At 72.0% G+C, this 25,174-nt stretch carries 22 protein-coding genes and 1 pseudogene; 1 reads left to right on the top strand and 22 read right to left on the bottom strand.

Going from position 1 to position 25,174, the window contains the following annotated elements; genetic code table 11:
• Positions 1-781: 781 nt before the first annotated feature.
• The 3 genes from IH25_RS0135940 to IH25_RS0135950 all read right to left on the bottom strand — a co-directional run bounded on the left by IH25_RS0135940 (position 782) and on the right by IH25_RS0135950 (position 5,395).
• Positions 782-1,948, bottom strand: coding sequence for an MBL fold metallo-hydrolase (locus IH25_RS0135940; protein WP_209445412.1), 1,167 nt, complete (start codon positions 1,946-1,948; stop codon positions 782-784).
• 387 nt (positions 1,949-2,335) lie between these two features.
• On the bottom strand, positions 2,336-3,121 hold the full coding sequence (locus IH25_RS0135945) for an SGNH/GDSL hydrolase family protein (RefSeq protein WP_030620881.1): 786 nt from the start codon (positions 3,119-3,121) through the stop codon (positions 2,336-2,338).
• 201 nt (positions 3,122-3,322) lie between these two features.
• Positions 3,323-5,395, bottom strand: coding sequence for an alpha-galactosidase (locus IH25_RS0135950; protein WP_030620884.1), 2,073 nt, complete (start codon positions 5,393-5,395; stop codon positions 3,323-3,325).
• Positions 5,396-5,567: 172 nt separating this feature from the next.
• Here IH25_RS0135950 and IH25_RS0135955 point away from each other — a divergent pair, with 172 nt between their 5' ends.
• Complete coding sequence (locus IH25_RS0135955) at positions 5,568-6,365, top strand: tyrosine-protein phosphatase (protein ID WP_030620886.1); 798 nt, start codon at positions 5,568-5,570, stop codon at positions 6,363-6,365.
• 16 nt (positions 6,366-6,381) lie between these two features.
• Here IH25_RS0135955 and IH25_RS38165 read toward each other — a convergent pair whose 3' ends face one another.
• The 19 genes and pseudogenes from IH25_RS38165 to IH25_RS41010 form a co-directional block, all read right to left on the bottom strand.
• Positions 6,382-6,504 (bottom strand): DUF6126 family protein, encoded by a 123-nt coding sequence (locus tag IH25_RS38165; RefSeq protein WP_037656302.1) that lies wholly within the window; start codon positions 6,502-6,504, stop codon positions 6,382-6,384.
• Complete coding sequence (locus tag IH25_RS0135965) at positions 6,501-7,124, bottom strand: helix-turn-helix domain-containing protein (RefSeq protein WP_030620889.1); 624 nt, start codon at positions 7,122-7,124, stop codon at positions 6,501-6,503. Before IH25_RS0135965 ends, IH25_RS38165 begins: the two co-directional genes overlap by 4 nt.
• A 108-nt stretch (positions 7,125-7,232) precedes the next feature.
• Complete coding sequence (locus tag IH25_RS0135970; RefSeq protein ID WP_030620891.1) at positions 7,233-8,618, bottom strand: aspartate aminotransferase family protein; 1,386 nt, start codon at positions 8,616-8,618, stop codon at positions 7,233-7,235.
• Entirely contained in the window at positions 8,615-10,513 is a 1,899-nt protein-coding gene (gene dxs, locus IH25_RS0135975) for a 1-deoxy-D-xylulose-5-phosphate synthase (protein WP_030620894.1), read from the bottom strand. The genes IH25_RS0135970 and dxs overlap by 4 nt, the downstream gene beginning before the upstream one ends.
• A gap of 30 nt (positions 10,514-10,543) precedes the next feature.
• On the bottom strand, positions 10,544-11,677 hold the full coding sequence (gene ispG / locus IH25_RS0135980) for a flavodoxin-dependent (E)-4-hydroxy-3-methylbut-2-enyl-diphosphate synthase (protein WP_030620897.1): 1,134 nt from the start codon (positions 11,675-11,677) through the stop codon (positions 10,544-10,546).
• Positions 11,674-12,696, bottom strand: a complete 1,023-nt coding sequence (gene hpnH / locus IH25_RS0135985; RefSeq protein ID WP_030620899.1) for an adenosyl-hopene transferase HpnH — start codon at positions 12,694-12,696, stop codon at positions 11,674-11,676. The genes ispG and hpnH overlap by 4 nt, the downstream gene beginning before the upstream one ends.
• A 5-nt stretch (positions 12,697-12,701) precedes the next feature.
• A complete protein-coding gene (locus tag IH25_RS0135990) occupies positions 12,702-13,385 on the bottom strand; it encodes a phosphorylase family protein (protein ID WP_030620902.1) in 684 nt (227 codons plus the stop codon).
• Between the two features lies 1 nt (position 13,386).
• Positions 13,387-15,417 (bottom strand): squalene--hopene cyclase, encoded by a 2,031-nt coding sequence (gene shc, locus IH25_RS0135995; RefSeq protein ID WP_030620905.1) that lies wholly within the window; start codon positions 15,415-15,417, stop codon positions 13,387-13,389.
• Positions 15,418-15,532: 115 nt separating this feature from the next.
• Positions 15,533-16,606 carry a polyprenyl synthetase family protein gene (locus IH25_RS0136000; RefSeq protein ID WP_245172983.1) on the bottom strand — a complete coding sequence of 358 codons (1,074 nt, stop codon included), beginning with the start codon at positions 16,604-16,606 and terminating at the stop codon, positions 15,533-15,535.
• 58 nt (positions 16,607-16,664) lie between these two features.
• The gene (gene hpnE, locus IH25_RS0136005; RefSeq protein WP_030620911.1) at positions 16,665-18,095 is read right to left on the bottom strand and encodes a hydroxysqualene dehydroxylase HpnE; all 1,431 of its coding nucleotides are present in this window, start codon (positions 18,093-18,095) and stop codon (positions 16,665-16,667) included.
• The gene (locus IH25_RS43155) at positions 18,092-18,361 is read right to left on the bottom strand and encodes a DUF6380 family protein (protein ID WP_369405232.1); all 270 of its coding nucleotides are present in this window, start codon (positions 18,359-18,361) and stop codon (positions 18,092-18,094) included. Before IH25_RS43155 ends, hpnE begins: the two co-directional genes overlap by 4 nt.
• On the bottom strand, positions 18,361-19,311 hold the full coding sequence (gene hpnD / locus IH25_RS0136010) for a presqualene diphosphate synthase HpnD (RefSeq protein WP_030620914.1): 951 nt from the start codon (positions 19,309-19,311) through the stop codon (positions 18,361-18,363). The genes IH25_RS43155 and hpnD overlap by 1 nt, the downstream gene beginning before the upstream one ends.
• Positions 19,308-20,204 (bottom strand): squalene synthase HpnC, encoded by an 897-nt coding sequence (gene hpnC / locus IH25_RS0136015; protein ID WP_030620919.1) that lies wholly within the window; start codon positions 20,202-20,204, stop codon positions 19,308-19,310. The genes hpnD and hpnC overlap by 4 nt, the downstream gene beginning before the upstream one ends.
• Positions 20,205-20,565: 361 nt before the next feature.
• Positions 20,566-21,345: an ABC transporter ATP-binding protein gene (locus IH25_RS0136020; RefSeq protein ID WP_030620921.1), complete on the bottom strand. Its 780-nt coding sequence runs from the start codon at positions 21,343-21,345 to the stop codon at positions 20,566-20,568.
• On the bottom strand, positions 21,338-22,267 hold the full coding sequence (locus IH25_RS0136025; RefSeq protein ID WP_030620923.1) for an ABC transporter permease: 930 nt from the start codon (positions 22,265-22,267) through the stop codon (positions 21,338-21,340). Before IH25_RS0136025 ends, IH25_RS0136020 begins: the two co-directional genes overlap by 8 nt.
• Before the next feature lie 90 nt (positions 22,268-22,357).
• A complete protein-coding gene (locus tag IH25_RS0136030; protein ID WP_030620927.1) occupies positions 22,358-23,230 on the bottom strand; it encodes a glycosyltransferase family 2 protein in 873 nt (290 codons plus the stop codon).
• 8 nt (positions 23,231-23,238) lie between these two features.
• Positions 23,239-24,018 (bottom strand): CDP-alcohol phosphatidyltransferase family protein, encoded by a 780-nt coding sequence (locus IH25_RS0136035; protein ID WP_078844596.1) that lies wholly within the window; start codon positions 24,016-24,018, stop codon positions 23,239-23,241.
• On the bottom strand, positions 23,996-25,057 hold the full coding sequence (locus IH25_RS0136040; protein ID WP_030620933.1) for an iron-containing alcohol dehydrogenase family protein: 1,062 nt from the start codon (positions 25,055-25,057) through the stop codon (positions 23,996-23,998). Before IH25_RS0136040 ends, IH25_RS0136035 begins: the two co-directional genes overlap by 23 nt.
• Positions 25,045-25,174: pseudogene (locus IH25_RS41010) on the bottom strand (phosphocholine cytidylyltransferase family protein); the annotation flags it as partial. The pseudogene IH25_RS41010 and the gene IH25_RS0136040, both read right to left, overlap by 13 nt.

Genomic DNA, 25,174 nt, shown 5'->3' on the forward strand with positions numbered 1-25,174 from the left:
CAAAATCCCGGCGACGGTCACGCCCGCCGCTCCGGCGACCATGGCCCACAGCAGGGGCCCGGTGTGCGCCCCGGCGGAGCGGACGCTGCACAGCACCGCGGCGCCGGCGCCGAGCGCGACCGCGAGGGGCGGCAGGACGGCGATCCGCATCAACTGGGGCCGTATGCGCGTCTCGGGCAGTGCCGGAGCGGGTCGGGCGACCGGCCGCCCGTGCCGGCCGCCCTCGCGACGGTCGGCGCGGGCGGCCGGCGCTCGGAGGTGAGACATCTGCGTCCTCGTCCTGGTCCGTCGGGCTTGGGGTCCTCGTGCGGTACGCGCTGCGGGCATGCGGATGCGGGCGCGCGTCATCGCGGTGTCGGCCGACGGGACCGGGGAATCCGGCCGCATGCCGCCCGACGGACACTCACAGTAGTTGCCCGCGCATCCTGTGTGCTGGGCAGTGGACAAAGTCCCCCGCGGAGCGTCCCGCTCTGGTATGAGGAGCCGTACGACAGACCGATAACCCGGCCGAGTTTCCCCCGGATGGAGCGAAAGAGACCGGTGCGACCTGGTCGGAAGCGATCAGAAAGCACGACCGGGGGCGGCGGGCCGGATCGGCCCGCCGCCCCCGGTCGGGTGTGAACACGCGAACACACGTGCGTCTCGGCCGCCCGCCGGACCGCCTCCCTCCCTGGGGGCCGCGCTGGCGAATGTCACCGAGAGTCGTCGCCTTGGCCTGGAATCGTCGGTGCCGGAACCCCGGCGCCGCTCAGGCCCGTACGGGCGGTGCCGGCCTCCCCGCTCAGCCTCGTACGGGCGGTTCCGCCACGAGCGCGCCGGCCGCGCGCCAGGTGCGCCGGACCTCGCCCGAGACGTGCCGCCACCAGGCCTCCGCCGGGAGTTTGCCGGCGGGTTCGAAGGGCTCGCCGGGCCGGGGCAGGGCCACCGCCTGGCCGGCCTCCTCGGCGACCTCCTTGGTCCACTCCCCCGGTTCGGCCCAGGGGTGCGGGGCGAGGTTGAAGGTGCCCCAGTGGATCGGCAGCAGCACGCCGTGCGGCGCCCCGCCCTGGAGGTCGAGGTGGGCGCGCAGGCCCTCCTGCGGGGTCATGTGGATGTCGGGCCAGAACTCGCTGTACGCCCCGATCTGGATCATCGTGGCGTCGAACGGGCCGTGCGCGGCGCCGATCTCCCGGAAGCCGTCGAAGTAGCCGGTGTCACCGCTGTGGTAGATCCGGTGCTCCTCGCCGGCGACTGCCCAGGACGCCCAGAGGGTGTGCTGGGTGTTGCGCAGGCCCCGGCCGCAGAAGTGGCGGGCCGGGGTGGCGGTGAGGGTGAGTCCGCCGATCCGGGTGGACTCGTGCCAGTCCAGTTCGCGCAGCCGGTCCGGCGAGACGCCCCAGCGCTCCAGGTGGGCGCCGACGCCGAGCGGCACGGCGAACAGGGTGTCGGTGCCGGCCAGCGCCTTGATGGTGGGCAGGTCGAGGTGGTCGTAGTGGTCGTGCGAGATGACGACGACGTCGACCGGGCCGAGTGCGGCCAGCGGCAGCGGGACCGGATGCAGCCGTTTGGGGCCGGCGAAGGGGAACGGGGAGCAGCGCTCGCCCCAGACGGGGTCGAACAGCACGCGGTGGCCGTCGATCTCGGCGAGCACGCTGGAGTGGCCCGTCCAGGTCAGCCGCAGTCCGGTGGCGGGCGGCTCGGCCAGGTCGGCGAAGGTGGTGGGGTGTACCGGGACGGTGCCCCTCGGCGAGCGCAGCGGCCGGGTGTCCTTGTCCAGGAACACCTTGGCGAGGTCCACCGCCGAGGCGCTCGGCCGGGTGCGGGCGGGGCCGCCGGGGTTCTGGAAGACGCCGTCCCTGAAGTGCGGCGAGCGGCGGATGCGTGCCAGGCGGGCGCCGCCCGGTTCCGCTCCGAACGCGGCGGGCCGCAGGGCACGCGGCCCGGAGCCCTCAGAACGCGAACCGATCACGGTACCTCCCGGTGGAGTGGGGTGAGGCCTCCATTATGGTCGGCGCCTCCGACAGCCCGGACGGAGCGGGGTGCCCCCTCTCGCACCCTGCCGTCACCGCAGGCCCGTTGGCGAGGGCCCGCACGGCTCCTGCGGTTTCGGGGAGGCAGCCGGGCCGGCGGCGCACCCGAACGGTGATCCGGTACGGCGTGCGGTGCGCGCAGACGACGCCCTCGCCCGTGAACCGGGCTTGTCGCGCCGGACGTTGGCCGGACGGCGAGGGCCGCGGGCCGCGTCCCGGGCCGCCCGTGCGGGCGGTCCGGGGCGCGGCCGGCGGAGCCAGACCGCGGAGGCGAGCGGCACCAAGCCTCGGAGGCGAGCGGAGCCAAACCGCGCAGGCGGGCGGTGTCAGGCGACGGAGGCGATGCGCATCTTGATGTCGTCCGGCGAGAGCGTGCCCTTGGCGGTCACGTGGTCGCCGGAGGACTCGCCGCGCAGTCGGCGCCCGATCCAGGGCACGAGGAACTCGCGCGCCCAGTGGACGTCGTCGCGGCGGACCTCCAGGGTGCCCCGGGGCGGCAGCGGAGGCCACGGCTGCTCGGGGTCGGCCGGTACCTCCAGGCCGAGGACCTGTCCGGCCCGCAGCGCCACGCGCGTGTGCCCCTCGGGCGACAGGTGCAGGCGGTCGCTGTCCCAGGCCCGGCGGTCCTGCACGGACTTGAGGGACCACAGGTCGAGCACGGGGCAGCCGTAGCGGTCGGCGATGGCGCGGACGTGCCCGTTGTACGTGGCGATCTTGCCGCGCAGGTGCTTGAGCAGGGGCACGCCACGGGTGTCGAAGCCGGTCGTCACCATCACCGTGCCGGCGGCCGCGGCCAGCCGGGCCACGGCCCTCTCGAAGCGCTCGGCCACCTCGTCGGGGTCGGTGCCCGGACGGATGATGTCGTTGCCCCCGGCGCAGAAGGAGACCAGGTCGGGTGCCAGGTCGACGGCCTGCGGGACCTGGTCGGCCACGATCTGGTCCAGCAGCTTCCCGCGCACGGCGAGGTTGGCGTACTGGAAGTCGCCCTCGGGACGCCGGTCGGCGAGCAGCACCGCGAACCGGTCGGCCCAGCCCACGAACGCCCCGTCGGGCCCGGGGTCGCCGACGCCCTCGGTGAAGCTGTCCCCCACCGCCACGTACGACCCGATCACTGATCTGCTGTCACTCTTCGAATCGTCTGCCACGTCGGATCATGATTCACCTTCGGATGTGACCTACGCGACCGTAGGCAGGGGTTGACGAGCGGTGAGATGAGCCACTCTTAAAGACTTCGCAATCCAGGAATAAAGACGGCTCGGACCGGTGGCTTCGATGCACTCCGGGCGTTTCATGTACGGCGTTCCCCGGGCGCTTCATGTGCGGCGCAACCGGAGCACCGTCGCGTCCAGGTCGCCCTTGAGTCCGGTGTGCAGCCCATGGTGCAGCAGGACCGCACCCCGGTGCACTTCGCCCGTCTCCCGGCATGCGTACGAAGCCGTCGGGTCGAGTCCGCGCAGCCGCACCGCCGGCACCGGCTCGCCGTAGTGCTGAGCCTGGAGCCAGGCGAGGACGACGGTCTCCTCGCCCCGGAGGTACTGGACGGCGCTCAGGCCGCCCGTCGGGGGCCGCAGCCGGTACAGCTCGCCGTGCTGCACGAGCGGCCGGATCTCCTTGTAGAGATCCACCCACCGCCGGGCCTCGGCCCGTTCCTCGGGGCTCCACCGCGTCAGGTCGCCGCCGACGCCGAGCACGCCCGCCATGGCACTGACGAACCGGAAGCGCAGCGAGCTGGCCCGCCCGTTGAGCTGGGTGTTGGGGCTGTCGGTGACCCAGGCGGCCATCACGCGCGCGGGGTGGAGCTGGGTGAAGCCGTGCTGGATGGCGAGCCGGTCCAGCGGGTCGGTGTTGTCGGAGGTCCACACCTGGTCGGTGCGGCCGAGCACCCCGAGGTCGATCCGGCCGCCGCCGCCCGAGCAGGACTCGAAGGCGACTTCCGGGTGGGCGGCCCGCAGCCGGTCCAGCAGGGCGTACAGGGCGCGCACATGGTCCACCCACAGGCGCTGCGGGTAGGGCTCCCCGGGCCAGCCGGCGTCGGTGAAGCAGCGGTTGAAGTCCCACTTCACGTAGTCGATCGGGGCGCTGGAGAGCAGGGCGTGCAGCCGCTCCCAGAGGTGGTCCTGGACATCCTCGCGGGCGAGGTTGAGCACGAGCTGGTTGCGCAGTTCCGTGCGCTTGCGGCCGGGGTGGTGCTGCACCCAGTCGGGGTGGGCGCGGTACAGCTCGCTGTCCGGGTTGACCATCTCGGGCTCGACCCAGATCCCGAACCGCATGCCGAGCGCGTGCACCTGGTCGGCGAGGGGCTTCAGGCCGTGCGGGAAGCGGTCCGGGCTGGGCGTCCAGTCGCCGAGGCCGGCGCGGTCGCTGGTGCGGGCGCCGAACCAGCCGTCGTCCACGACGAACAGCTCGACGCCGATCTCGGCGGCCCGGCGGGCGAGGGCGGCCTGCTGCTCCTCGGAGATGTCGAAGTACGTCGCCTCCCAGGAGTTGAACAGCACGGGCCGGTCCCGTTCGGCGTCCGGGATGACGTGCGCGCGCTGGTAGGCGTGCCAGGCGCGGCTCGCACCGCCGAAGCCGCCGTCGCTCCACAGGCCCGCGAAGACCGGGGTGGTGTACGACTCCCCGGGCGCCAGGAGCAGCAGGCCCGAGTCGTCGTGGCCGGCGCCGCCGGTGATCTGCACGCGCCCGTCCGGGAGTTGGGCGACGGCGATGCGCCAGGAGCCGGACCAGCCGAGCGCGCAGCCGTAGACCTCGCCGCGCTCCTCGGTGGCGTCGGTGTCGAGGGCGACCCAGGGCAGGTGCTGGTGGCCGGTGTGGCCGCGGCGGCTGCCGATGACCTTCTCGCCGTAGGTGAGGGGGGCGGTGGTCAGCCGGGACTCGGCGGCCCACCGGCCGTGCAGCTGGGACAACCGCCAGCCCTCGCGGTGGGGCAGCGTCCAGGTGGCCGCGTCGGCGCGCAGCAGCTCCACGGGCGCGGGGCCGCCGTTGGCGACGGTCACCCAGCGCTCGACCACGTCGCCGCGCATCCGGTAGTGCAGCGTGACGGCCACGCCGTCGTCGTCGAACCGCAGCCGCAGTGTGCCGTCCTCCACGTCGTACGACACGAAGCGCCACTCGGTGCCGCGCCGCCGGTCGGTGCGTACGGACAGGGCGGGGCGGACGAAGCGGGGGCCGCCCTCGACGGGGTACTCCTCCCGGCCGTCGAGCGCCGACTCGAAGGGCCAGGGGCCGGGCAGCGGGCGCGCCGCCAGCGCCTCGGCGTCGGCGAGCGCGATCGGTGGCCCCCAGTGCAGGTGGAGCAGTTCGTCCGCGTCGGTGAGACGCAGGGCGTAGCTGCTGCCGGGGCCCGACAGCAGCCAGGTACGACCGTCTTCGGCGATGTCCACCATCGAGACCTCACAGGTGCCAACAGTTCCGCGCAAGCCTCAACATCATCAAGGGATTCGGGCCCCGTGACAATGCCTGTGGATAACTCATTGCCCGAGGAAATCGATGCCGTATGGTCGACCTCAGTGCCCGCCGGCGAGCCGCGACGGCGGGGAACGACCGGGAGGAGCCCCCGTGACGCAGCAGGTCCCGTCGACCGAGCCGGAGCTGGCAGGTGTGCGCAATTTCCGTGACGTGGGCGGGCTGCCGACCGTGGACGGGCGGCGGGTGCGCCACGGAGTGCTGTTCCGCAGCGGGCACCTCGCGCACGCGACCGAGGAGGACGCGGCCTTCCTCGCCTCTCTGGGGCTGCACACGATCTTCGACTTCCGCAACGCGGCCGACCAGAAGCTGGAGGGCGCCGATGTCGAGCTGCCCGGCGTGCGGAATGTGAACCTGCCGCTGAGCGACCCGGCGGACGGCGCCGAGTTCTGGAAGATGGTCCGCGACGGCGACCTCGACCAGCTGCGCGCGATCCTCGCCGACGGCAAGGGGGCGGCCCGGATGACCGCCTCCTACCGGGCGATGGTCAAGCACCGCACCGCCGAGCACTCCAAGGTGCTGCACGCGCTCGCCGACGACAGCGTCCCCGCGCTGATGCACTGCGCGGCCGGCAAGGACCGCGCGGGCGTGTCCATCGCCGTCACGCTGCTCGCGCTGGGCGTGGAGCGCGAGGCGATCGTGGCCGACTATCTGGAGTCCGGCGCCAAGCACCGCCGCTACAAGGTCCGTCGCAGCGGCAGCGCGGACACGGCGTACACGCCGGAGGTGATGGAGCTGCTGGACCCGCTCTTCGACGCCCGCGCGGAGTACCTCCAGGCCGCGTTCGCGAGCATCGAGGAGACCTGGGGCGATGTCGACACCTATCTGACGCGGGGCCTGGGGCTCGCTCCCGAGACCCGTGAGCGGCTGCGCGAGCGTCTGCTGGACTGAGGCGGGCGCGCGGCGGTCAGCCCTTGCCGCCCACCGCGAACAGCAGGTAGAGGAAGGCGGCCAGGACGTGCCCGAGGGCGATGTAGATGATCAGCCGGATCCACAGGGAACGGGGGAACTTCGTCTCGAAGTCGCTCATGGCAGCTCTCCGGTCGGCGAGCCCAGGCACAGCGTGGCCGTGGGGCTCTGCAGCAGGGTGTGGACGAACAGCAGCTCCACGCCGTCGTGGTCGACGGCGGCGAGGCGGTGCGGGGTGAGCGAGTCGAAGTGCGCGCTGTCGCCGGGGCCGAGCAGATGCGCGGTGTCCCCGAGCCGCAGCCGCAGGCGTCCCTGGAGGACGTAGAGCCACTCCTCGCCGGGGTGGACGCGCACGATGTCGCCCTGGGAGCCGTAGGGCACCCGCACCCGCAGGGCCTGCATGCCGCGGCCGGGCGCCCCGGCCTGGACGTACGTCCAGCCGCCCGCCCGGGTCGGTTCCATGTCGGCGGCGCGCACGATCGCGTCCCGGTCGGCGACCGTCTCGCCGAGCAGTTCGGAGACGGTCGTACCGTAGATACGGGCGAGCGCGAGGAGCATCGGCAGCGACGGCTGCCGGTGTCCGGTCTCCAGGCGGGAGAGATGGGCCGGGGAGAGACCGGCGGAGCGGGCCGCGGCCTCCAGGGTGAGGCCGGCGCGCCGGCGCAGGGCGCGCAGCTGGGGTGCGACGGCGGGCAGGCCGTCGTCCGCAGCCGCCGGCGACGCGGCGTCTGAGGCGTTCATGCCTCCATTGAGCCCCACTGTTGCCCCTGGGGCAATTTTCTTGCCCCTGAGGCAAGGCGGGGCGCCTCGGCGTTCACCGCCGTCGGCGCCCCGCCTGCCGGGTGGCCGTCAGCGGTTGGCCACGGCCTGCTTGATCAGGGTCTTGCCGAAGTCCCACATCAGACCGCCGCCGCTGTGCGCGTCGTCCATCACCGCGGTGAAGGCGTCCACGAACCGCTCCACGTCGGCCTCGTCGACGACCAGCGGCGGAATGAGCTTGATGACCTCCAGGTGGTCGCCGGAGACCTGGGTGAGGATCCGGTGCTTCTGCAGCAGCGGCACGACGACCATCTGGGCGAACAGACCCTTGCGGGCCGCCTGGAGCATGGTCCAGCGACCGCGCAGCTTCAGCGAGGACGGCTTGCCGAACTCGATGCCGATCATCAGGCCCCGGCCGCGTACGTCGGCCAGCAGCTCGTACCTGTCGATCAGCGCGGTCAGCCGGGACTTCAGCAGTTCGCCCGTGCGGCGCACACCGGCGACGATCTGCTCGTTCTCCATGACCGACAGCACGGCGAGGCCGCACGCCATCGCCTGGGCGTTGGAGCCGAAGCTCGCCGAGTGCACCAGCACGCGGTCCATGGACGAGTAGACCTTCTTGAAGATCCACTCCTTGCCGAGGGTGGCGCCCACCGGCACATAGCCGCCGGACAGGGCCTTGGCCACGCACACCAGGTCCGGTTCGACGCCGTCCTCGTGCTGGTAGGCGTAGAAGTCGCCGGTGCGGCCGAGGCCGGTCTGCACCTCGTCGGCGATGAGCAGCGCCTTGTGCTGGTGCAGCAGCTCCTGCGCGGCCCGCAGATAGCCGGGGGGTGCCTCGTGGACGCCCTTGCCCTGGATCGGCTCCACGATCAGCGCGGCGACGTCGCCCTTCTTCAACTCCCGGGCGAGGGCGTCCAGATCGCCGAGGGGGACGGCGGTGTCGGGCAGCAGCGGGGCGAACCCGTCGCGGAAGCCGTCCTCGCCGTTGACCGACAGCGAGCCGGTGGTCAGGCCGTGGAAGGCGTGGTCGCAGTACAGGACGCGGGGCTTGCCGGTGGCGTACCGGGCGAACTTCAGGGCCGTCTCGACCGCTTCGGTGCCGCTGTTGCCGAAGAACACCCGGTCCAGGTGCGGGCTGTGGGCAAGGAGCCGTTCGGCGAGCAGGCCGGGCAGCGGCTGGCAGTCGAAGCGGGTGAGGTCGGCGAGGTCGAGGTCCAGCACGTCGTGCAGCGCCTTGCGGACGACCGGGTGGTGGCGGCCCAGGCCCATCACCCCGAACCCGGCGAGCATGTCCAGGTAGTCGTTGCCGTCCGCGTCGAAGAAGTGCGCTCCCTCGGCACGCTCGTAGACCTTGTCGAAGCCGATGGTGTGCAGCATCCGCGGGAGCTGCGGGTTGAGGTGCTTCGCGTGCAGCTCGTAGCGTTCGGCTCCGCGCTCGGCGAGCAGGGCGCCGAGGTCGAACTCGGTGGTCATTCACTCTCCTTGACTGTGCCGTCGGCGTTCTTGACGGCCAGGCTCGCGCTGATCCGCCCGGCGATCTCGACGGGGGTGAGGCCGATGTCGGCCAGCACCTCGCTGCGCTTGGCGTGCGCGAGGAACTGCTCGGGGATGCCGAACCGCCGTACCGGCACGTCCACGTCGGCGTCGCCGAGGGCCAGGGCGACGGCCGAACCGACGCCGGCGGCCCGGCTGTTGTCCTCCACCACGGCCACCAGCCGGTGTCCGGCGGCGAGCGGGGGCAGGGCGGGGTCGACGGGTTTGACCCAGCGCGGGTCGACCACCGTGCAGCCGATGCCGCGGGCTTCGAGCAGTTCGGCGGTCTGCAGGCACACCGTGGCCATCACGCCGACGGCCACCAGCAGCACCTCGGGGCGTTCGGCGCGGTGCAGGACGTCCATGCCGCCGACCCGGTCGACGGCGGGGACGCGCGGGCCGGCGGTCTCCTTGGGGAAGCGGACCAGCGTGGGCGCGTCGTCCACGGCGACCGCCTCGCGCAGCTGGGCGCGCAGCTGGTCGGCGTCGCGCGGCGCGGCGATCCTCAGGCCGGGGACGACCTGGAGGACGGACATGTCCCACATGCCGTTGTGGGAGGCCCCGTCGGTGCCGGTGACACCGGCCCGGTCCAGCACGAAGGTGACCCCGCAGCGGTGCAGGGCGACGTCCATCAGCAGCTGGTCGAAGGCCCGGTTGAGGAAGGTGGCGTAGACGGCGACGACCGGGTGCAGTCCGCCGGTGGCGAGCCCGGCCGCGGAGACCGCCGCGTGCTGTTCGGCGATGCCGACGTCCCAGACGCGGTCGGGGAAGCGTTCGGCGAACCGGGCGAGGCCGACCGGGTGCAGCATGGCCGCCGTGATCGCCACGACGTCCTCGCGTTCCTCCCCGATCCGGACGATCTCCTCGCCGAACACCGAGGTCCACGAGGGGCCCTTGGACGGGGTGAGGGGCTCGCAGGTGAGCGGGTCCATCACGCCGACGGAGTGGAAGTGGTCCTCCTCGTGCGCGAGGGCGGGTTCGTAGCCGCGGCCCTTCTCGGTGAGGCAGTGGACCAGGACGGGGCCGTGGAAGCGCTTGGCGCGGCGCAGCGCCGACTCGACGGCCTTGATGTCGTGGCCGTCGATCGGACCGAGGTACTTCAGTCCCAGGTCCTCGAACATGCCCTGGGGGGCGAAGGCGTCCTTGAAGCCCTTCTTCGCTCCGTGCAGGGACTCGTAGAGCGTGTTGCCGACGACCGGGGTGCGCTGGAGCACCTCCTTGCCCCAGGCGAGGACCTTTTCGTAGCCGTCGGTGGTGCGCAGCGTGGCCAGGTGATTGGCCAGGCCGCCGATGGTGGGGGCGTAGGAGCGTTCGTTGTCGTTGACGACGATGATCAGCGGCCGGTCCCGGGCGGCGGCGATGTTGTTCAGTGCCTCCCAGGCCATGCCGCCGGTCAGCGCGCCGTCGCCGATGACGGCGACCACATGGCCCTTCTCCCCCTGCACCTGGTTGGCCTTGGCGAGGCCGTCGGCCCAGCCGAGCGCCGTGGACGCGTGGCTGTTCTCGATGACGTCGTGCTCGGACTCCTCGCGCGAGGGGTAGCCGGACAGTCCGCCCTTGCCGCGCAGCTTCGAGAAGTCCTGACGGCCGGTCAGCAGCTTGTGGACGTAGGACTGGTGGCCGGTGTCCCACAGGATGCGGTCGACCGGTGACTCGAAGACCCGGTGGAGGGCGATGGTGAGTTCCACCACGCCCAGGTTGGGCCCGAGGTGACCGCCGGTTCTCGACACCGCGTGCACCAGGAACTCACGTATCTCTCCTGACAGTTCCCCGAGTTCCGCCTCGGACAGCGCCTTCAGGTCGCGTGGTCCCCGGATGCTCTCCAGAATGGTCACTCTCGGGCCCCCTCTCGTTCGTGCCTTGCCTCAACTCACCTGGTCCGACGGGCTCTTGCTCTCGGCGAGCTTCATGGCCTCCTCGATCAGGGTCTCCACGATCTTCGACTCGGGCACGGTCTTGACGACCTCGCCCTTGACGAAGATCTGGCCCTTGCCGTTGCCGGAGGCCACGCCGAGGTCGGCCTCGCGGGCCTCGCCCGGACCGTTGACCACACACCCCATCACCGCGACCCGCAGCGGCACCTCCATGCCGTCCAGGCCGGCCGTCACCTCCTCGGCGAGCTTGTAGACGTCCACCTGGGCCCGGCCGCAGGACGGACAGGAGACGATCTCCAGCCGGCGCTGCCGCAGTCCCAGGGACTCCAGGATCTGGATGCCGACCTTGATCTCCTCCACGGGCGGCGCGCTCAGCGACACCCGGATGGTGTCGCCGATGCCCTGGCTGAGCAGCGCGCCGAAGGCGACCGCCGACTTGATCGTGCCCTGGAAGGCGGGGCCGGCCTCGGTCACGCCGAGGTGCAGCGGGTAGTCGCACCGCTCGGCGAGCTGGCGGTAGGCCTCGATCATGACGACCGGGTCGTTGTGCTTGACGGAGATCTTGATGTCCCGGAAGCCGTGCTCCTCGAAGAGGGACGCCTCCCACAACGCCGACTCCACCAGTGCCTCAGGGGTCGCCTTGCCGTACTTCTGGAGCAGACGGCGGTCCAGGGAACCGGCGTTGACGCCGATCCGGATCGGCGTGCCGTGGTCCTTGGCGGCGCGCGCGATCTCCTTGACCTGGTCGTCGAACTGCTTGATGTTGCCCGGGTTGACCCGCACCGCCGCGCAGCCGGCCTCGATGGCCGCGAACACGTACTTCGGCTGGAAGTGGATGTCCGCGATCACCGGGATCTGCGACTTCTTCGCGATGGTCGCCAAGGCGTCCGCGTCGTCCTGCGTGGGGCAGGCGACGCGGACGATCTGGCAGCCGGACGCGGTGAGTTCGGCGATCTGCTGGAGGGTGGCGCCGATGTCGGACGTACGGGTCGTCGTCATCGACTGCACCGACACCGGGGCCCCGCCCCCGACCGGTACCGGCCCGACCTGGATCCGCCGCGACCGCCGCCGCGGCGCGACGGGACGGGCCGGCACCTCGGGGACGCCCAGGGGGACGGCGGTCACTCCCGGTTCCCGGCTACGGTCTCGCGCATGGCCCGCAGGGACTCCTTCAGGGATCCCATCGTGGCGAGGACGGCGGTCGGCTCGTAGCCGCAGTGCGCCATGCAGTTGTCGCAGCGCGGGTCCTTGCCGCGGCCGTACTTGTCCCAGTCGGTCTTCTCCACCAGTTCGCGGTACGTGGGCACGTACCCGTCGCTCATCAGGTAGCAGGGCCGCTGCCAGCCGAAGAGCGAGTAGTTCGGGATCGCCCACGCGGTGCACGGGAAGTCGACCTTGCCCTCCAGGAAGTCCAGGAAGAGCGGGGAGTGGTTGAGCCGCCACTTGCGGCGGTTGCCGCCCGCGAAGGCCTTCCTGAACAGCTCGCGGGTCTGCTCGACGCCGAGGAAGTGCTCCTGGTCCGGGGCCTTCTCGTAGGCGTAGGCGGGCGAGATCATCATCTCGTCGACCTTGAGGTCGTCGTTGAGGAAGTTGAGCACCTCGATGATGGTCTGCGGGGTGTCGGTGTTGAAGAAGGTGGAGTTGGTGGTCACCCGGAAGCCGCGCCGCTTGGCCTCCTTGATGGCGGCCACGGCCTCGTCGAACACGCCTTCCTTCGCCACGGATTCGTCGTGCCGCTCGCGCAGCCCGTCGATGTGCACCGCGAACGCGAAGTAGGGCGAGGGGGTGAACTTGTCCATCTTCTTGCGCAGCAGCATCGCGTTGGTGCACAGGAAGACGTACTTCCTCTTGGCCACCAACTGCCGCACGATCTCGTCGATCTGAGGGTGCATCAGCGGTTCGCCGCCGGCGATGGAGACCATCGGCGCGCCGGACTCCAGCACGGCGCCCACGGCCTGGGCGACCGGCATGCGCTGCTTGAGCACGCCTGCGGGGTGCTGGATCTTGCCGCAGCCCTCACACTTCAGATTGCAGGCGAAGAGCGGTTCCAGCTCGACGATGAGCGGAAACTTGTCCCGCCTGCGGAGCTTCTGTTCAGCCAGGTATGTAGCGACCTTGATGGACTGGCGCAGCGGCATGGCCATCTGGCTCACCTCCGGGGGAGCGGCAAAGAACGGTGCCAATCGAAAAATGCGGGAAGGACGGAACGGAGAACGCGGAAGGCCGATATCCCGCCGCGCAGGGTGCCGATCCGGACGAGTTCGTGTTCGGGAGCGTCCACGACGACCCGGACGGCGGCCACCGGCCGTTCGCCGGTGCGGACGGCGGCCAGCAGCGTGGCCGCCGACTCCATGTCCACGGCGATCGCGCCGGTGGCGAGCAGATCGGAACGCTCGGGGCCCCGGACCACGTGGTCGGAGCCGGTGAGCGGGCCGGTGTGGACGGTGCGTCCGGGCAGCAGGCGCGCGAGTTCCTTGACCAGGAGCTCGGTGCCCACGCACGGCACGGTACCGCGCGGGTCCCGGGTCTCCTCGGCGACCACCAGGTCGCCGGGGTGCATCCCGGGGGCCAGCCCGGCGCAGAAGCCGGTGGCCAGGACGGCCGTGCCGGCGGGTGCCGGGCCGGTCAGGAGCCGGGTGACGGAGCGTTCCGCCGCACGGGGTCCCATGCCCGTGCGGACGAAGGTCACCGGCCCGCCGGCCCCCCGCCCCGCGCCGCGCGGCACCGGCGCGCCCGCCCGGCGCGCCCGGCGGTCGCCGGTGCGCAGGGCGAGGTGCTCGATGCCGAGCGCGCAGGCGATCAGCAGCGGAGCCGGAGCGGGCTGGTGGCTCACATCAGTCTCCCTGGGCCCGCGCGGAGACCTTCGCGAGCGGGGCGAGCAGCTTGCGCTCGAAGGGGTCCCCGTGCAGGTACCGGCCGAGTGCGGTGAGCGGGAACACCTGCCGGTACAGGTGGTAGTTGATGGAGAAGTCCCAGGGGAAGCCGGTGCCGGTGAAGTACGGCTCGTCCCAGCCGCCGTCCTCCCGCTGGGTGCCGGCCAGCCACCGCACGCCGCGCTCGACGGCCGCGGAGCCCTTCTCCCCCGCCGCGAGCAGCGCCATCAGCGCCCACGCGGTCTGCGAGGCGGTGGATGCGCCCCGGCCGCTCCACTCCTTGGTGTGCTTGTAGGAGCGCAGGTCCTCGCCCCAGCCGCCGTCGTCGTTCTGGACGCTCTCCAGCCAGGCCACGGCCCGCCGGATCGCCGGGTGCGAGGTGGGCAGTCCGACCGCGGTGAGCGCGGGGACGACCGCGCCGGTGCCGTAGATGTAGTTGACGCCCCAGCGGCCGAACCACGAGCCGTCGGGCTCCTGTTCGGCGAGCAGCCAGTCGATGCCGCGCCGGGTGCGCGGGTCGTCGGCCAGGCCCTCGGCGGCGAGCATCTCCACCACGTGCGCGGTGACGTCCGCGGACGGCGGGTCGATGACCTCGCCGAAGTCGCAGAACGGCAGCCGGTTCGGGAACGGGCTGGTGTTGTCCACGTCGAAGGCGCCCCAGGCGCCGTTCTTCGACTGCATGCCCAGGTTCCAGCGGACGGCGCGGCCGACGGCCCGGTCCACGTGCTCGGGGTCGTGATGGCGGACCCGGCGCAGCGCGAGCGCGACCTCGGCGGTGTCGTCGATGTCGGGGTAGTTGTCGTTGTGGAACTCGAAGGCCCAGCCGCCCGGGGGAAGTTCGGGTCGGCGCACGGCCCAGTCGCCGGGCCGGGCGATCTCCTCGCCGAGCATCCAGTCGGCCGCCTTGACCAGTTGCGGATGGTCCGCGGGCAGTCCGGCGTCCACGAGGGCGATGGTGGCCAGGCAGGTGTCCCACACGGGGGACTGACAGGCCTCGATCATCCGGGCGCCGTCCTCGCGCCAGACGGCGAAGCGGTCCAGGGAGGCGAGGCCCTCGCGCAGCACCGGGTGCTTCAGGTCGTAGCCGAGCAGATGCAGGGCGATGACGGAGTACACGGCCGGGGGCTGGATGCCGCCCCAGCAGCCGTCGTTCTCCTGCCGTTCGATGATCCAGCGGGCCGCCGCGTTCATCGCGGCCTTGCGCAGCCTGCGCGGGGCGACCTTGCGGTAGCCGCGGACCACCTTGTCCAGCCGTTGGAAGACCCCGTCCCAGCTCGCGACCGGGGCGAGCGGCTGCGGCGGATTGGGGTCGGCCGGGTCGGTGTGCAGCTCGTCCAGCGCGAACGGGGCCGGGCGCACCGGGCGCTTGGCGGAGACGATGGTGAGCGGCACGATGGTCTGCCGCGCCCAGCAGCCGAAGTCGTAGATGTTGAGCGGGAACCAGGTGGGGAAGAAGATCAGCTCCGGCGGGAGTTCGGGCAGGTCCTCCCACTTCCACCAGCCGAACAGGGCGAGCCAGATCCGGGTGAAGACCCGGGAGGCGGCGATGCCGCCCTGCTCGCGGATCCAGGCCGACGCCTTCGCCATGTGCGGCGCGTCGGGCGCGTCGCCGGCCAGGCGCAGGGCGACGTACGCCTCCACGGTGGTGGACAGTTCGCCGGGGCCGCCGTAGAAGGTGGCCCAGGTGCCGTCCTCGCGCTGCTCGCCGCGGATGAACTTCGCGGCGGCCCGCGTGGTGTTCTCGTCCAGGATGCCCAGGAACTGACGGAGCAGCAGATCCTCGGCGTCCATGGTGACGTTGGTCTCCAGGTCGCCTTTCCACCAGCCCTCGGCGTCCTGCCGGGCGAGCAGGAAATCGGTGGCGCGCTGTACGGCGCGCGTGGCGGCTTCTTGTACCCCGGCCGTCTCGGGGATGGTGAGGGTGGAGTCGCTGGCCGCGGCAGCCCGGGACGGCAAGATGGCCCCGGTGCTTCCGTCGGTCGTCGCTGTCATGGCTTCCCCTTCGTGCAGTCGTGCGAGTCGTGCTGCTGTGGGTCCGCCGTCGGCCGGTGTCCTTTCCAGGCGACACCGGCCGGCGACTACGCGAGGCTTATCCAGCCAATGGTGATCATCTCTTTCGTACGACGACGAAGTCGGCGAGCGCCGTGAAGGAGTCCCGTACCCGGTCGGGCATGCTCACGGCGTCGAGGGCTTCGATGGCGATGGTGTGCTGACGGCGCGCTTCGGCGGCCGTCCACTCGCGGCCGCCGGCCTCCTCGATGAGGGCGGCGCGGGCCGCGAACTCCTCCTCGGAGAAGTTCTCGAAGTCGCTGCTCTTGGCGTCCTCGGCGAGGATCTCGCCGAGCTGTTCGGAGGCGGGGCCGCCGGCCGCGAGGGCGGCGACGACCGGCAGCGACTTCTTGCGCTGGCGCAGGTCGCTCCAGGTCTGCTTGCCGGTGGCCTCCGGGTCGCCCCAGATGCCGAGCAGGTCGTCCACGGCCTGGAAGGCGAGGCCGAGGTGGTAGCCGTAGCGCTCCAGGGCGTCGGCCGTGGTGTCGTCGGCGCCGCCGAGGACCGCGCCGATGGAGGAGGCGCAGGCGAGTAGGGAACCGGTCTTGTTGCCCTCCATCTCCAGGCACTCCTCGACGCTGACGCGGTCGCGGTGCTCGTAGGAGATGTCCTGGGCCTGGCCGTCGATCAGGGCGCGGGTGGCCGCGGTCAGCCGGCGGGCGGCGCGGCCGGCCTCGACCGTGCCGAGCTCCAGCAGGATCTCGCCGGCGAGGGCGAACAGGGCGTCGCCGACCAGGATGGCCTGGGCGGGGCCGTGCACCTTCCAGACGGTGTCGCGGTGCCGGCGCTGCTCGTCGCCGTCCATCAGGTCGTCGTGCAGCAGTGAGAAGTTGTGCACGAGTTCGACGGCGACCGCGCCGGGCACGCCCGCCTCGGGCGCGGCGCCGGTGACCTCGGCGGACAGCACGGCCAGCGCGGGACGGACGGCCTTGCCGCCGTCGCCGTGCGCGGGGTTGCCGGCGGCGTCGATCCAGCCGAAGTGGTAGGCGGCCACGGTGTCCATGGGCGGGGCCAGACGGTCGACGGCCGCCCGCAGCACCGGTGTGGCCAGGTTCCTGCCGCGCTCCAGGAGCGCGGTCACGTCCACCGCGGGCCTCCGAGCGGGCGTCGCGGCCGGGGGCACAGTGGGCACAATCTCTCCTCTGGTTGCGGTACCGGGGGTGCGGGGGCGTTCGCCCGCCGGCCGGGCATCACGCCGCCTCCTCGAACTCGAAGAGGTGGCGGGGGCGGGGCCGGCCGAGGGTGCCGAGCACGGCGTCGGCCGCGCTCACTCCGCTGCGGACCGCACTCTCCATGGTCGCGGGCCACCCGGTGGCGGTCCACGCTCCGGCCAGGTACAGGCCGGGGGCCTTGGTCCGGGCGCCGGGCCTGAGGCGTCCGACGCCGGGGGCGGGGGCGAACGTGGCCGTGCGCTCCCGGGTCACGAAGAAGTCCTTCACCTCGGCGGCGCGGGTGCCCGGGATGAGCCGCTCCAGCTCGGGCAGGTAGCGCTCGCGGAGTTCGGCCACCGGCGTGTCGATCTCGTCCCGCGCGGCCGACTGGGACAGCGCGAGGTACTGCCCCGTGCGCAGTCCGGAGGCGTCGGTGCGGTCGAACACCCACTGCACCGGGGTGCCCAGCGCCGCGAGGAAGGGGCGCGCGAGCACCTTGCGGTCGTAGACGACATGGACGTTCAGGATGGGCGCGGTGCCGATCTCCAGCAGCCGCTCGGGCGCGTCCAGGGCACCGGGCGGGAGCAGGTCGTGGGCCTCGCGCTGGGGTACGGCCAGAACGACGGCGTCCGCGGAAAGCGTCTCGCCGGGAACTCGAACGCTCCAACCGCCGTTGTCATTGGTGGAGACGGAGGTGACGCGTGTACGGACCTCGGTACGGACGCCCGCGGAGTCGAGCGCCTTGCGGGCCAGCCGGTCGTGCAGTTCGCCCAGCGGGACGCGGGCCCAGCCGATGTCGGCCGCGCCCGGGTCGGACAGCAGACCGGTCTTGAACACCATCGCGGCGAGCCCCAGCGAGGCGTCGCCCGCGACCGCGTTGAGGGTGGCGACCCCGACCAGGTCCCACAGGGCCTCGATGGCGCGCGCGGACTGGCCGTGCGCGGCCAGCCAGCTGCCGAAGTCCTGGGCGTCCAGGGTCGGATCGGCGAGGTCGAGCCCCTTCAGCGCGAGCGCGGCCCGCCCGACGGCGGCGCGCTCGGCGAGCGAGAGGTGCGGATAGGCGGCCAGGCTGCGTCCCAGGTGGAGGGGGACGGGCAGCGGGTCGCGCCGCAGTCTGCCGAGCCGCCGGCCCACGGGCTTGGCGACGTCGACGACGGGCACGTCCAGGCGGTCCTGCAGCGGTGCCAGCGCCGCGCCCTGGATCCGGTCGAGGAACCAGCGGTAGGCGGTGCAGCAGCGCAGGTACACGTGCTGGCCGTTGTCGACGGTCAGTTCGCCGCGCTGGAAGGAGAAGGCGAGGCCGCCCAGCCTGGGCCTGCCTTCGAGCAGGGTGACCCGGATGCCCGCGTCGGCGAGGGCGAGCGCCGCGGTGATCCCGGCGAGTCCGCCACCGACCACGACCGCGCTGCGGGCTGCCGTGGGCGAGGTGGCGGCCGGTGCCGGTGCGGTGGGGGGTGAGCCGTCGCTCATCGTGCGTCCTTCCGTGCGAGCGCTGAGCCGGCCGGGCCGGTGCGGGCCGTCCTTCGTCCGCGGCTTCGTCGTGGCCGGCCGTGGGGCCGGTCGGGTCCACGCCACGCCGGCCGCGCGCCGGACACGGCCGCGCGCTCCCGGGGGGCGCGGGCATGCCGGGCACGGGGCGCACGGTCGGCCACCGCAGTCAGGGACGCCGCGCCGGGGTGGAGGGTTGCCTGGCGCGGGCCGTCCTCTCCGGCCGGCTCCGGTTCGGTGCGCTGCATCAGGCGCGCCTCCGCACGGAGCCCCGGGCGACATGGCGGGTGTCGAGGCCGGACAGGCCGCGCACGGCGACGTAGGCCTTCTCGTGTCCGGGCAGCGAGACCCGGCCGCGCAGCACGGCCTCCGGGTCGCGCTCGATGCGGTCGAGCAGCCGGCGGTAGATGCCGGCCATCGCGGCGACGCAGGCACCGCTGCGCCGGTCGAGCATGGGCAGCAGCCGGTAGCCCTCGGCGAACAGGGCCCGGGCGCGCCGTACTTCGTAGTGGACGAGGCCGGCGAAGTCGGAGCCCTCCGGCGGGGCGGGCGTGCGGAAGCCGGCCGAGCAGCCGAACTTGGCGAGGTCGTCGGCGGGCAGATACGTACGACCGCCCAGCGCGTCCTCGCGGACGTCGCGGAGGATGTTGGTGAGCTGAAGGGCGAGGCCGAGGGTGTCGGCGTACTCGGCCGCGCGCTCGGCGCCGCGCGCGCCGGGTTCGGTGCCGAACACGCCGAGCGAGAGGCGGCCGATGGCACCGGCGACACACCGGCAGTACACCTTGAGGTCGTCCCAGGTCTCGTAGGTCTCCCCGCGCACGTCCATCTGGACGCCGTCGATCAGCTCGTCCAGGCCGCCGAGCGGGATCGGGAAGGCCCGCGCGGCGTGGCTGAGGGCGACGGCCACCGGGTCGGTGTCGTCCTCCTCGACCTCTCCGGCGCGGATCCGGGCGAGCAGTGCCCGGGTGTCCTCCAGCCGCGTCAGCTTGACCTCGTCGGCCAGGCCGCCGTCGCCGATGTCGTCCACGCGCCGGGAGAACGCGTACAGCGCCGACATGGCGCGGCGCTTGGCCGCCGGCAGCAGCCGGATGCCGTAAGCGAAGTTACGGGCCTGCTGCCCGGTGACGGCCTCGCAGTAGCTGTAGGCGGCGAGTACCGGTGCGGACACGTGCGGCGCAGACTCCACGGTCCGGATCACCCCTCTCCTCGCAGGATCACGCCCACCTCACGCAGCAACTGGATCTTGCCGGGTCTGGGCGGGCCGGGAAGTACGTCGTATTCGGCGGCGGTGATCGCTTCGATCGCCGCCCTTCCCCCCGCCACGAACCCCGCGAGCAGCAGCTTCAGCCTGCCGTGGACGCTACCCACCAGGGGAGCGCCTTCATCCAGCAGATCGCGGGCGCGTTGTGCTTCGTATGCAACCAGGGCGCGCATTGATGCGCCCGCGCTTTTTTGGCCAAGATCAGCTTCTTGGACGTGGAAGCGCTTCATGTCCTCGGCCGGCAGGTAGATCCGGTCGCGGCCGAGGTCCTCGGCGACGTCCTGGAGGTGCTCCACGATCTGCAGCGCGGTGCAGATCGCGTCGGACAGCCGGATCCGCTCGGGGGTGGAGGTGCCGGTGACGCCGAGGACGAGGCGGCCGACGGGGTTGGCCGACAGTTCGCAGTAGGCGAGGAGGTCGTCGTAGGTCTCGTACCGGGCGACGAGCTGGTCCTGGCGGTTGGCGGCGATCAGCCCGAGGAAGGGCTCGGGGGTGAGGGCGCGGCGCCGGACGGTGGGCTGCAGCCGGCGCAGCAGCGGGTGGTGCGGCGTGCCGTCGAAGACGCGGCGCAGGTCCGCTTCGAAGGCGTCGAGGAGGACCAGCCGGTCGGCGGCCTCGGCGGGCGACACGCCGAGCAGACGGGCGTCGGCGCCGCCGGGGGCGAGGTCGCCGTCGCCGATGTCGTCCACGAGGCGGGCGAAGCCGTAGACGGCCATCAGGTCGGCGCGCCAGTCCCGGGGCAGGAAGAAGGGGGCCACCGGGAAGTTCTCGCTCGCGGCCTTGTCCAGGGTGGCGCGTTCCAGGCCGGACGCCGTATCGGCGGCCGTCATCGGGCACTGCCCGGGGCGGGGACGGCACACGCTGCGTTGAGCTGGGGCGTTTCCGTAGCCATTGCCGTCACATCTCCCGTTCTACACTGCCGACCCAATACACACTATTTCGGACACGCCGCCCCGCAATGCACGAAGACGCCCCCACGAAGGAAGGCGCGCATTATCGCCACACTTGCCGGTTTCCGGCACCGGTACAGCTTACGTTGTACAACGTGGCGCCCATCGTCGGGGTGTCCCACACATCACAACAACACACCGATTGGCTCCAAGATTCCTGGGCCCGGGCGTAGTTGACGTTTCCTTTGCAGTAGAAGGGCCCCGCCGGACGAAATTCCGACGGGGCCCTGGCCGAAACGGGTTACTTGCCCGTGAACTTCTCGTACTCCTTCAGGACCTCGTCGGTGGGTCCGTCCATCCGCAGTTCACCGCGCTCCAGCCACAACACGCGGTTGCAGGTGTCGCGGATCGACTTGTTGTTGTGACTGACCAGAAAGACCGTTCCGGCCTCTTTGCGCAGTTCCCGGATGCGTTCCTCGGAGCGCTGCTGGAACTTGCGGTCACCGGTGGCCAGCGCCTCGTCGATCATCAGGACGTCGTGGTCCTTGGCGGCGGCGATGGAGAAACGCAGCCGGGCCGCCATACCGGAGGAGTAGGTGCGCATCGGCAGGGTGATGAAGTCGCCCTTCTCGTTGATGCCGGAGAAGTCGACGATCTCCTGGTAACGCTCCTTGATCTGCTCCCGGGACATGCCCATGGCCAGGCCGCCCAGGATGACGTTCCGCTCGCCGGTGAGGTCGTTCATCAGGGCCGCGTTCACACCCAGCAGGGACGGCTGGCCGTCGGTGTAGACCTTGCCCTTCTCCGCGGGCAGCAGACCGGCCACGGCGCGCAGCAGGGTGGACTTGCCGGAGCCGTTGGAACCGATCAGGCCGATGGCCTCGCCGCGGTAGGCGACGAAGGACACGCCGCGCACGGCGTGCACCTTGCGCACGCCCCGCTCCTCGCCGCGCCTGAGGATGCGGCTGAGGGCCGCCGTCGCGCTGCCCTTGCCGGTCTTGGCCCCGTTGACCCGGTAGACGATGTGCAGGTCGTCCGCGATGACCGTCGGGCGCCGGTCCTCGTTGTGCTGCTCAGCCACGGCCGTACCGCTCCTCCGCCTTCCAGAAGTACACGAAGCCGCCGGCGAAGAAGACCACGGCCCAGAACAGGGCGATGGCCCACACGTGCGGCGGCAGGTGGGACGAACCGTAGCCGTCGATCAGGGCGAAGCGCATCAGGTCCATGTAGATCGCGACCGGGTTGACCTGGAGCGCCCTCACGATCCACTCGGGGCGGCCCGCCAGCATGTTGTTGATCGAGAACATGACACCGGAGGCGTACATCCAGGTGCGCAGCAGGAACGGCATCAGCTGCGCGAGGTCCGGCGTCTTGGCGCCCATGCGGGCCACGATCAGCGCCAGCCCGGTGTTGAACAGGAACTGGAGCACCAGCACCGGCACGATCAACAGCCAGGACAGCCCGGGGTAGCTGCCGAAGCCGATCGCCACGGCGAACAGCACCAGCATCGAGAACAGCAGCTGCTGGAGCTGCTGGAGCGAGAAGGAGATGGGCAGCGAGGCGCGCGGGAAGTGCAGGGCGCGCACCAGGCCGAGGTTGCCGGAGATCGCGCGGACGCCCGACATCACCGAGCTCTGCGTGAAGGTGAACACGAACACGCCGGTGACCAGGAACGGGATGTACACGTCCCGGGACATGCCGCGGCTGGCGTGCAGGATCAGCCCGAAGATGAAGAAGTACACGGCCGCGTTCAGCAGGGGCGTGGCCACCTGCCAGAGCTGGCCGAGTTTGGCCTGGCTGTACTGGGCGGTCAGCTTGGCCTGGGAGAAGGCCAGGATGAAGTGGCGCCGTCCCCACAGCTGCCGGACGTACTCCACGAGCGAGGGCCGGGCGCCGCTCACGGAGAGCCCGTACTTGGCGGCGAGCTCGGCCGCCGTCAGTCCCGCGTCGGGCGACGCGGCCGCGGTCACCGCGACCGTGCCGTCGTGCATGGTCTCACTCACAGGTGGAAACTTTCGTCCTCGGGTACGCGTGTCTGGTTCGTCCTGCGGGCGGCCGCGCACGGCGGCGCCGGCCCGTCGGGGACGAGCTTGTCAGATGACCGGGGGGCGGCCCAGTCGGGTGAGTCGCCATACCGTACGCCAGCGCATCGGGCGGCGGGGACCGCACGGCGTGGTCCAGCCTTCCCGGAAGCCGCCGAACCATGCCTTCAGGGCGGGTCGCGAGGGGCGGCGCGCCAGGGTGAGCAGCAGCCAGACCCCGAGGTAGACCGGGACCAGGGGGGCGGGCAGGTTGCGGCGGGCGAGCCAGACCCGGTTGCGGGCGACCATGCGGTGGTAGACGGCGTGCCGCGACGGCGCGGTCGTCGGGTGGTACAGCACCATGTCGGACCGGTAGTCGATCATCCAGCCCGCGTCCAGCGCCCGCCAGGCCAGGTCGGTCTCCTCGTGCGCGTAGAAGAACTCGCCGGGCAGGACGCCGACCTCCGCGAAGACGCGGGTGCGCACGGCGTTGGCGCCGCCGAGGAAGGTGGTGACCCGGGAGGAGCGCATCGGGTCGGAGGCGCGCAGCCGGGGTACGTGCCGGCGCTGGGTCTCGCCGGTGTCGGGGTCGGCGATGCGGAAGCTGATGATGCCCAGCTCGGGGTCCGCGGCGAAGGCCTCGCGGCACAGCTCGGCGGTGTCGTGGCGGGCGAGCAGGCCGTCGTCGTCGAGGAAGAGCAATATGTCGACGTCGCGGCCCGACGGGCCGAACGCCTCTATGCCGACGTTGCGCCCGCCGGGGATGCCCAGGTTCTCGGGCACCTCCACGGTCCGTACGCCCTCGGGTACCTCCGGGACGGGCGAGCCGTTGCCGACGACGACGACCTCGACCGGGTCGCCGTCCTGCTTGGCGACGGAGTCGAGCAGGGCCCGCAGCTCCTCGGGCCGGTTGCCCATGGTGATGATGACGGCACCGACCTTCATGGGCGCGCTCACTTCAGCCTGCTGGAGGCGAGGATGGACACCAGGTGCAGCAGGGTCTGCAGCAGGGCGATGCCGGCCAGCACGGCGGTGCCGAGACGGGTGAAGAACAGGTCGCCGCGGGCCTGGTCCACGATCGCGAGGACGAGGATGAACAGCGAGGCCTCGATGCCGAGGATCAGCCGGTGGAACTTCAGCGCCGAGGCGGCCCGCCGGGCCAGCGCCATGCCGGAGGAACGGAGCTCGGAGGCGGCCTCCTGCACCGGGGGCTTGCCGGTCTGGTGCCGGGCGACGCCGACCAGGTCGGTCTCGGCCTTGATCAGGATGGCGCCGAGCGCGGCGAGGGTGCCGAGGAAGGCCCACAGCCAGTCGATCCGGCCGGTGCCCCACAGGTCGGCGGCGCGCAGGCCGAGGCCGACCAGCACGGCCGCGTCGGTGAGGTAGGCGCCGACCCGGTCCAGGTAGACCCCGCCCAGCGAGTACTGCTGCTTCCAGCGGGCGACCTCGCCGTCGACGCAGTCCAGCAGCAGGTACAGCTGGGTGGCGACCACGCCGAGCACCGCGCCCGTGACGCCCGGCACCAGCAGGGCCGGGGTCGCGAGCACGCCGCAGACGGTCATCAGGTACGTGAGCTGGTTGGGCGTGACCCTGGTGTTGACCAGGTAGCGGTCGACGCGCAGGGACACCTCGCGCATGTAGAGGCGTCCCGCCCAGTGCTCACCGCTGCGCCGGTCCTTCACCCCCGCGGGGTGGACGACCGGACGGAGTTCAGCTACCGATGGCCTTGACATAGTCGGCGTAGATGTCCTTGATCTGGTTCGTCTTGAGGTCGAGGTGTTCGAGGATGGTGTAGCGGCCGGGCCGGGTCTCCGGGGCGAACTCGACCGCGCGGACGAACTCGTCCACCGTGAAGCCGATCTCCTCCGGCAGGACCGGGAGCCCGTGCCGGCGCAGCACCTCGGCCATGTACGCCGACTCCTCGTGGGCGCCGCGCAGATACATCGCGAAGGCGGCGCCGAGGCCGCACTGCTCGCCGTGGGCGGCGGCGCGCTTGGGGTAGAGCAGGTCGAAGGCGTGGTTGATCTCGTGGCAGGCGCCGGAGGACGGGCGGGAGTCGCCCGACACGGACATGGCGATACCGGTGAGGACCAGCGCTTCGGCCAGCACCTGGAGGAAGCCGTCGTCGCCGACTCCGCCGGGGTGGCGCAGCACCGCCTCGCCGGCCTGGCGGGCCATGGCGGCGGCCAGGCCGTCGACCTTCTCGCCGTTGACCTGGTGGGACAGCTCCCAGTCGGCGACGGCGGAGATGTTGGAGATGGCGTCGCCGATGCCGGAGCGGACGAACCGGACGGGTGCCTCGCGGATCACGTCGAGGTCGATGATGACCGCGATCGGGTTGGGCACGCCGTAGGAGCCTCGGCCGGCGTCGTTGTCGAGGGTCGCGACCGGGGAGCACAGGCCGTCGTGGGCGAGGTTGGTGGCGACCGCGACCAGCGGCAGGCCGACGCGGGACGCCGCGAACTTGGCGCAGTCGATGATCTTGCCGCCGCCGAGGCCGACGACCGCGTCGTAGTGCCCGGCCTTGATGTCGCCGGCCAGCCGGATGGCGTCGTCCAGGGTGCCGCCGCCGACCTCGTACCAGGTGGCGCCGGGCAGGGTGGGGGCGACGCGCTCGCGCAGCCGGGCGCCGGAGCCGCCGCTGACGGCGATGGCGAGCCGGCCGGACTGCGAGATGCGTTCGTCGGCGAGCACACAGGCCAGGTCGTCCAGGGCACCCGGGCGGATGTCGACGACGACCGGCGAGGGGATCAGCCTCGTCAGTACCGGCACGCGATGTCCCGTCCCCGGGCGAGGTCGTCGTGGTTGTCGATCTCGACCCAGTCGACCTCGCCGATCGGCGCCACGTCGATGCGGAAGCCGCGGTCGACCAGCTCCTGGTACCCGTGC

This window comes from Streptomyces achromogenes subsp. achromogenes, from assembly GCF_000720835.1.
In the GTDB taxonomy this organism is placed as follows: domain Bacteria; phylum Actinomycetota; class Actinomycetes; order Streptomycetales; family Streptomycetaceae; genus Streptomyces; species Streptomyces achromogenes.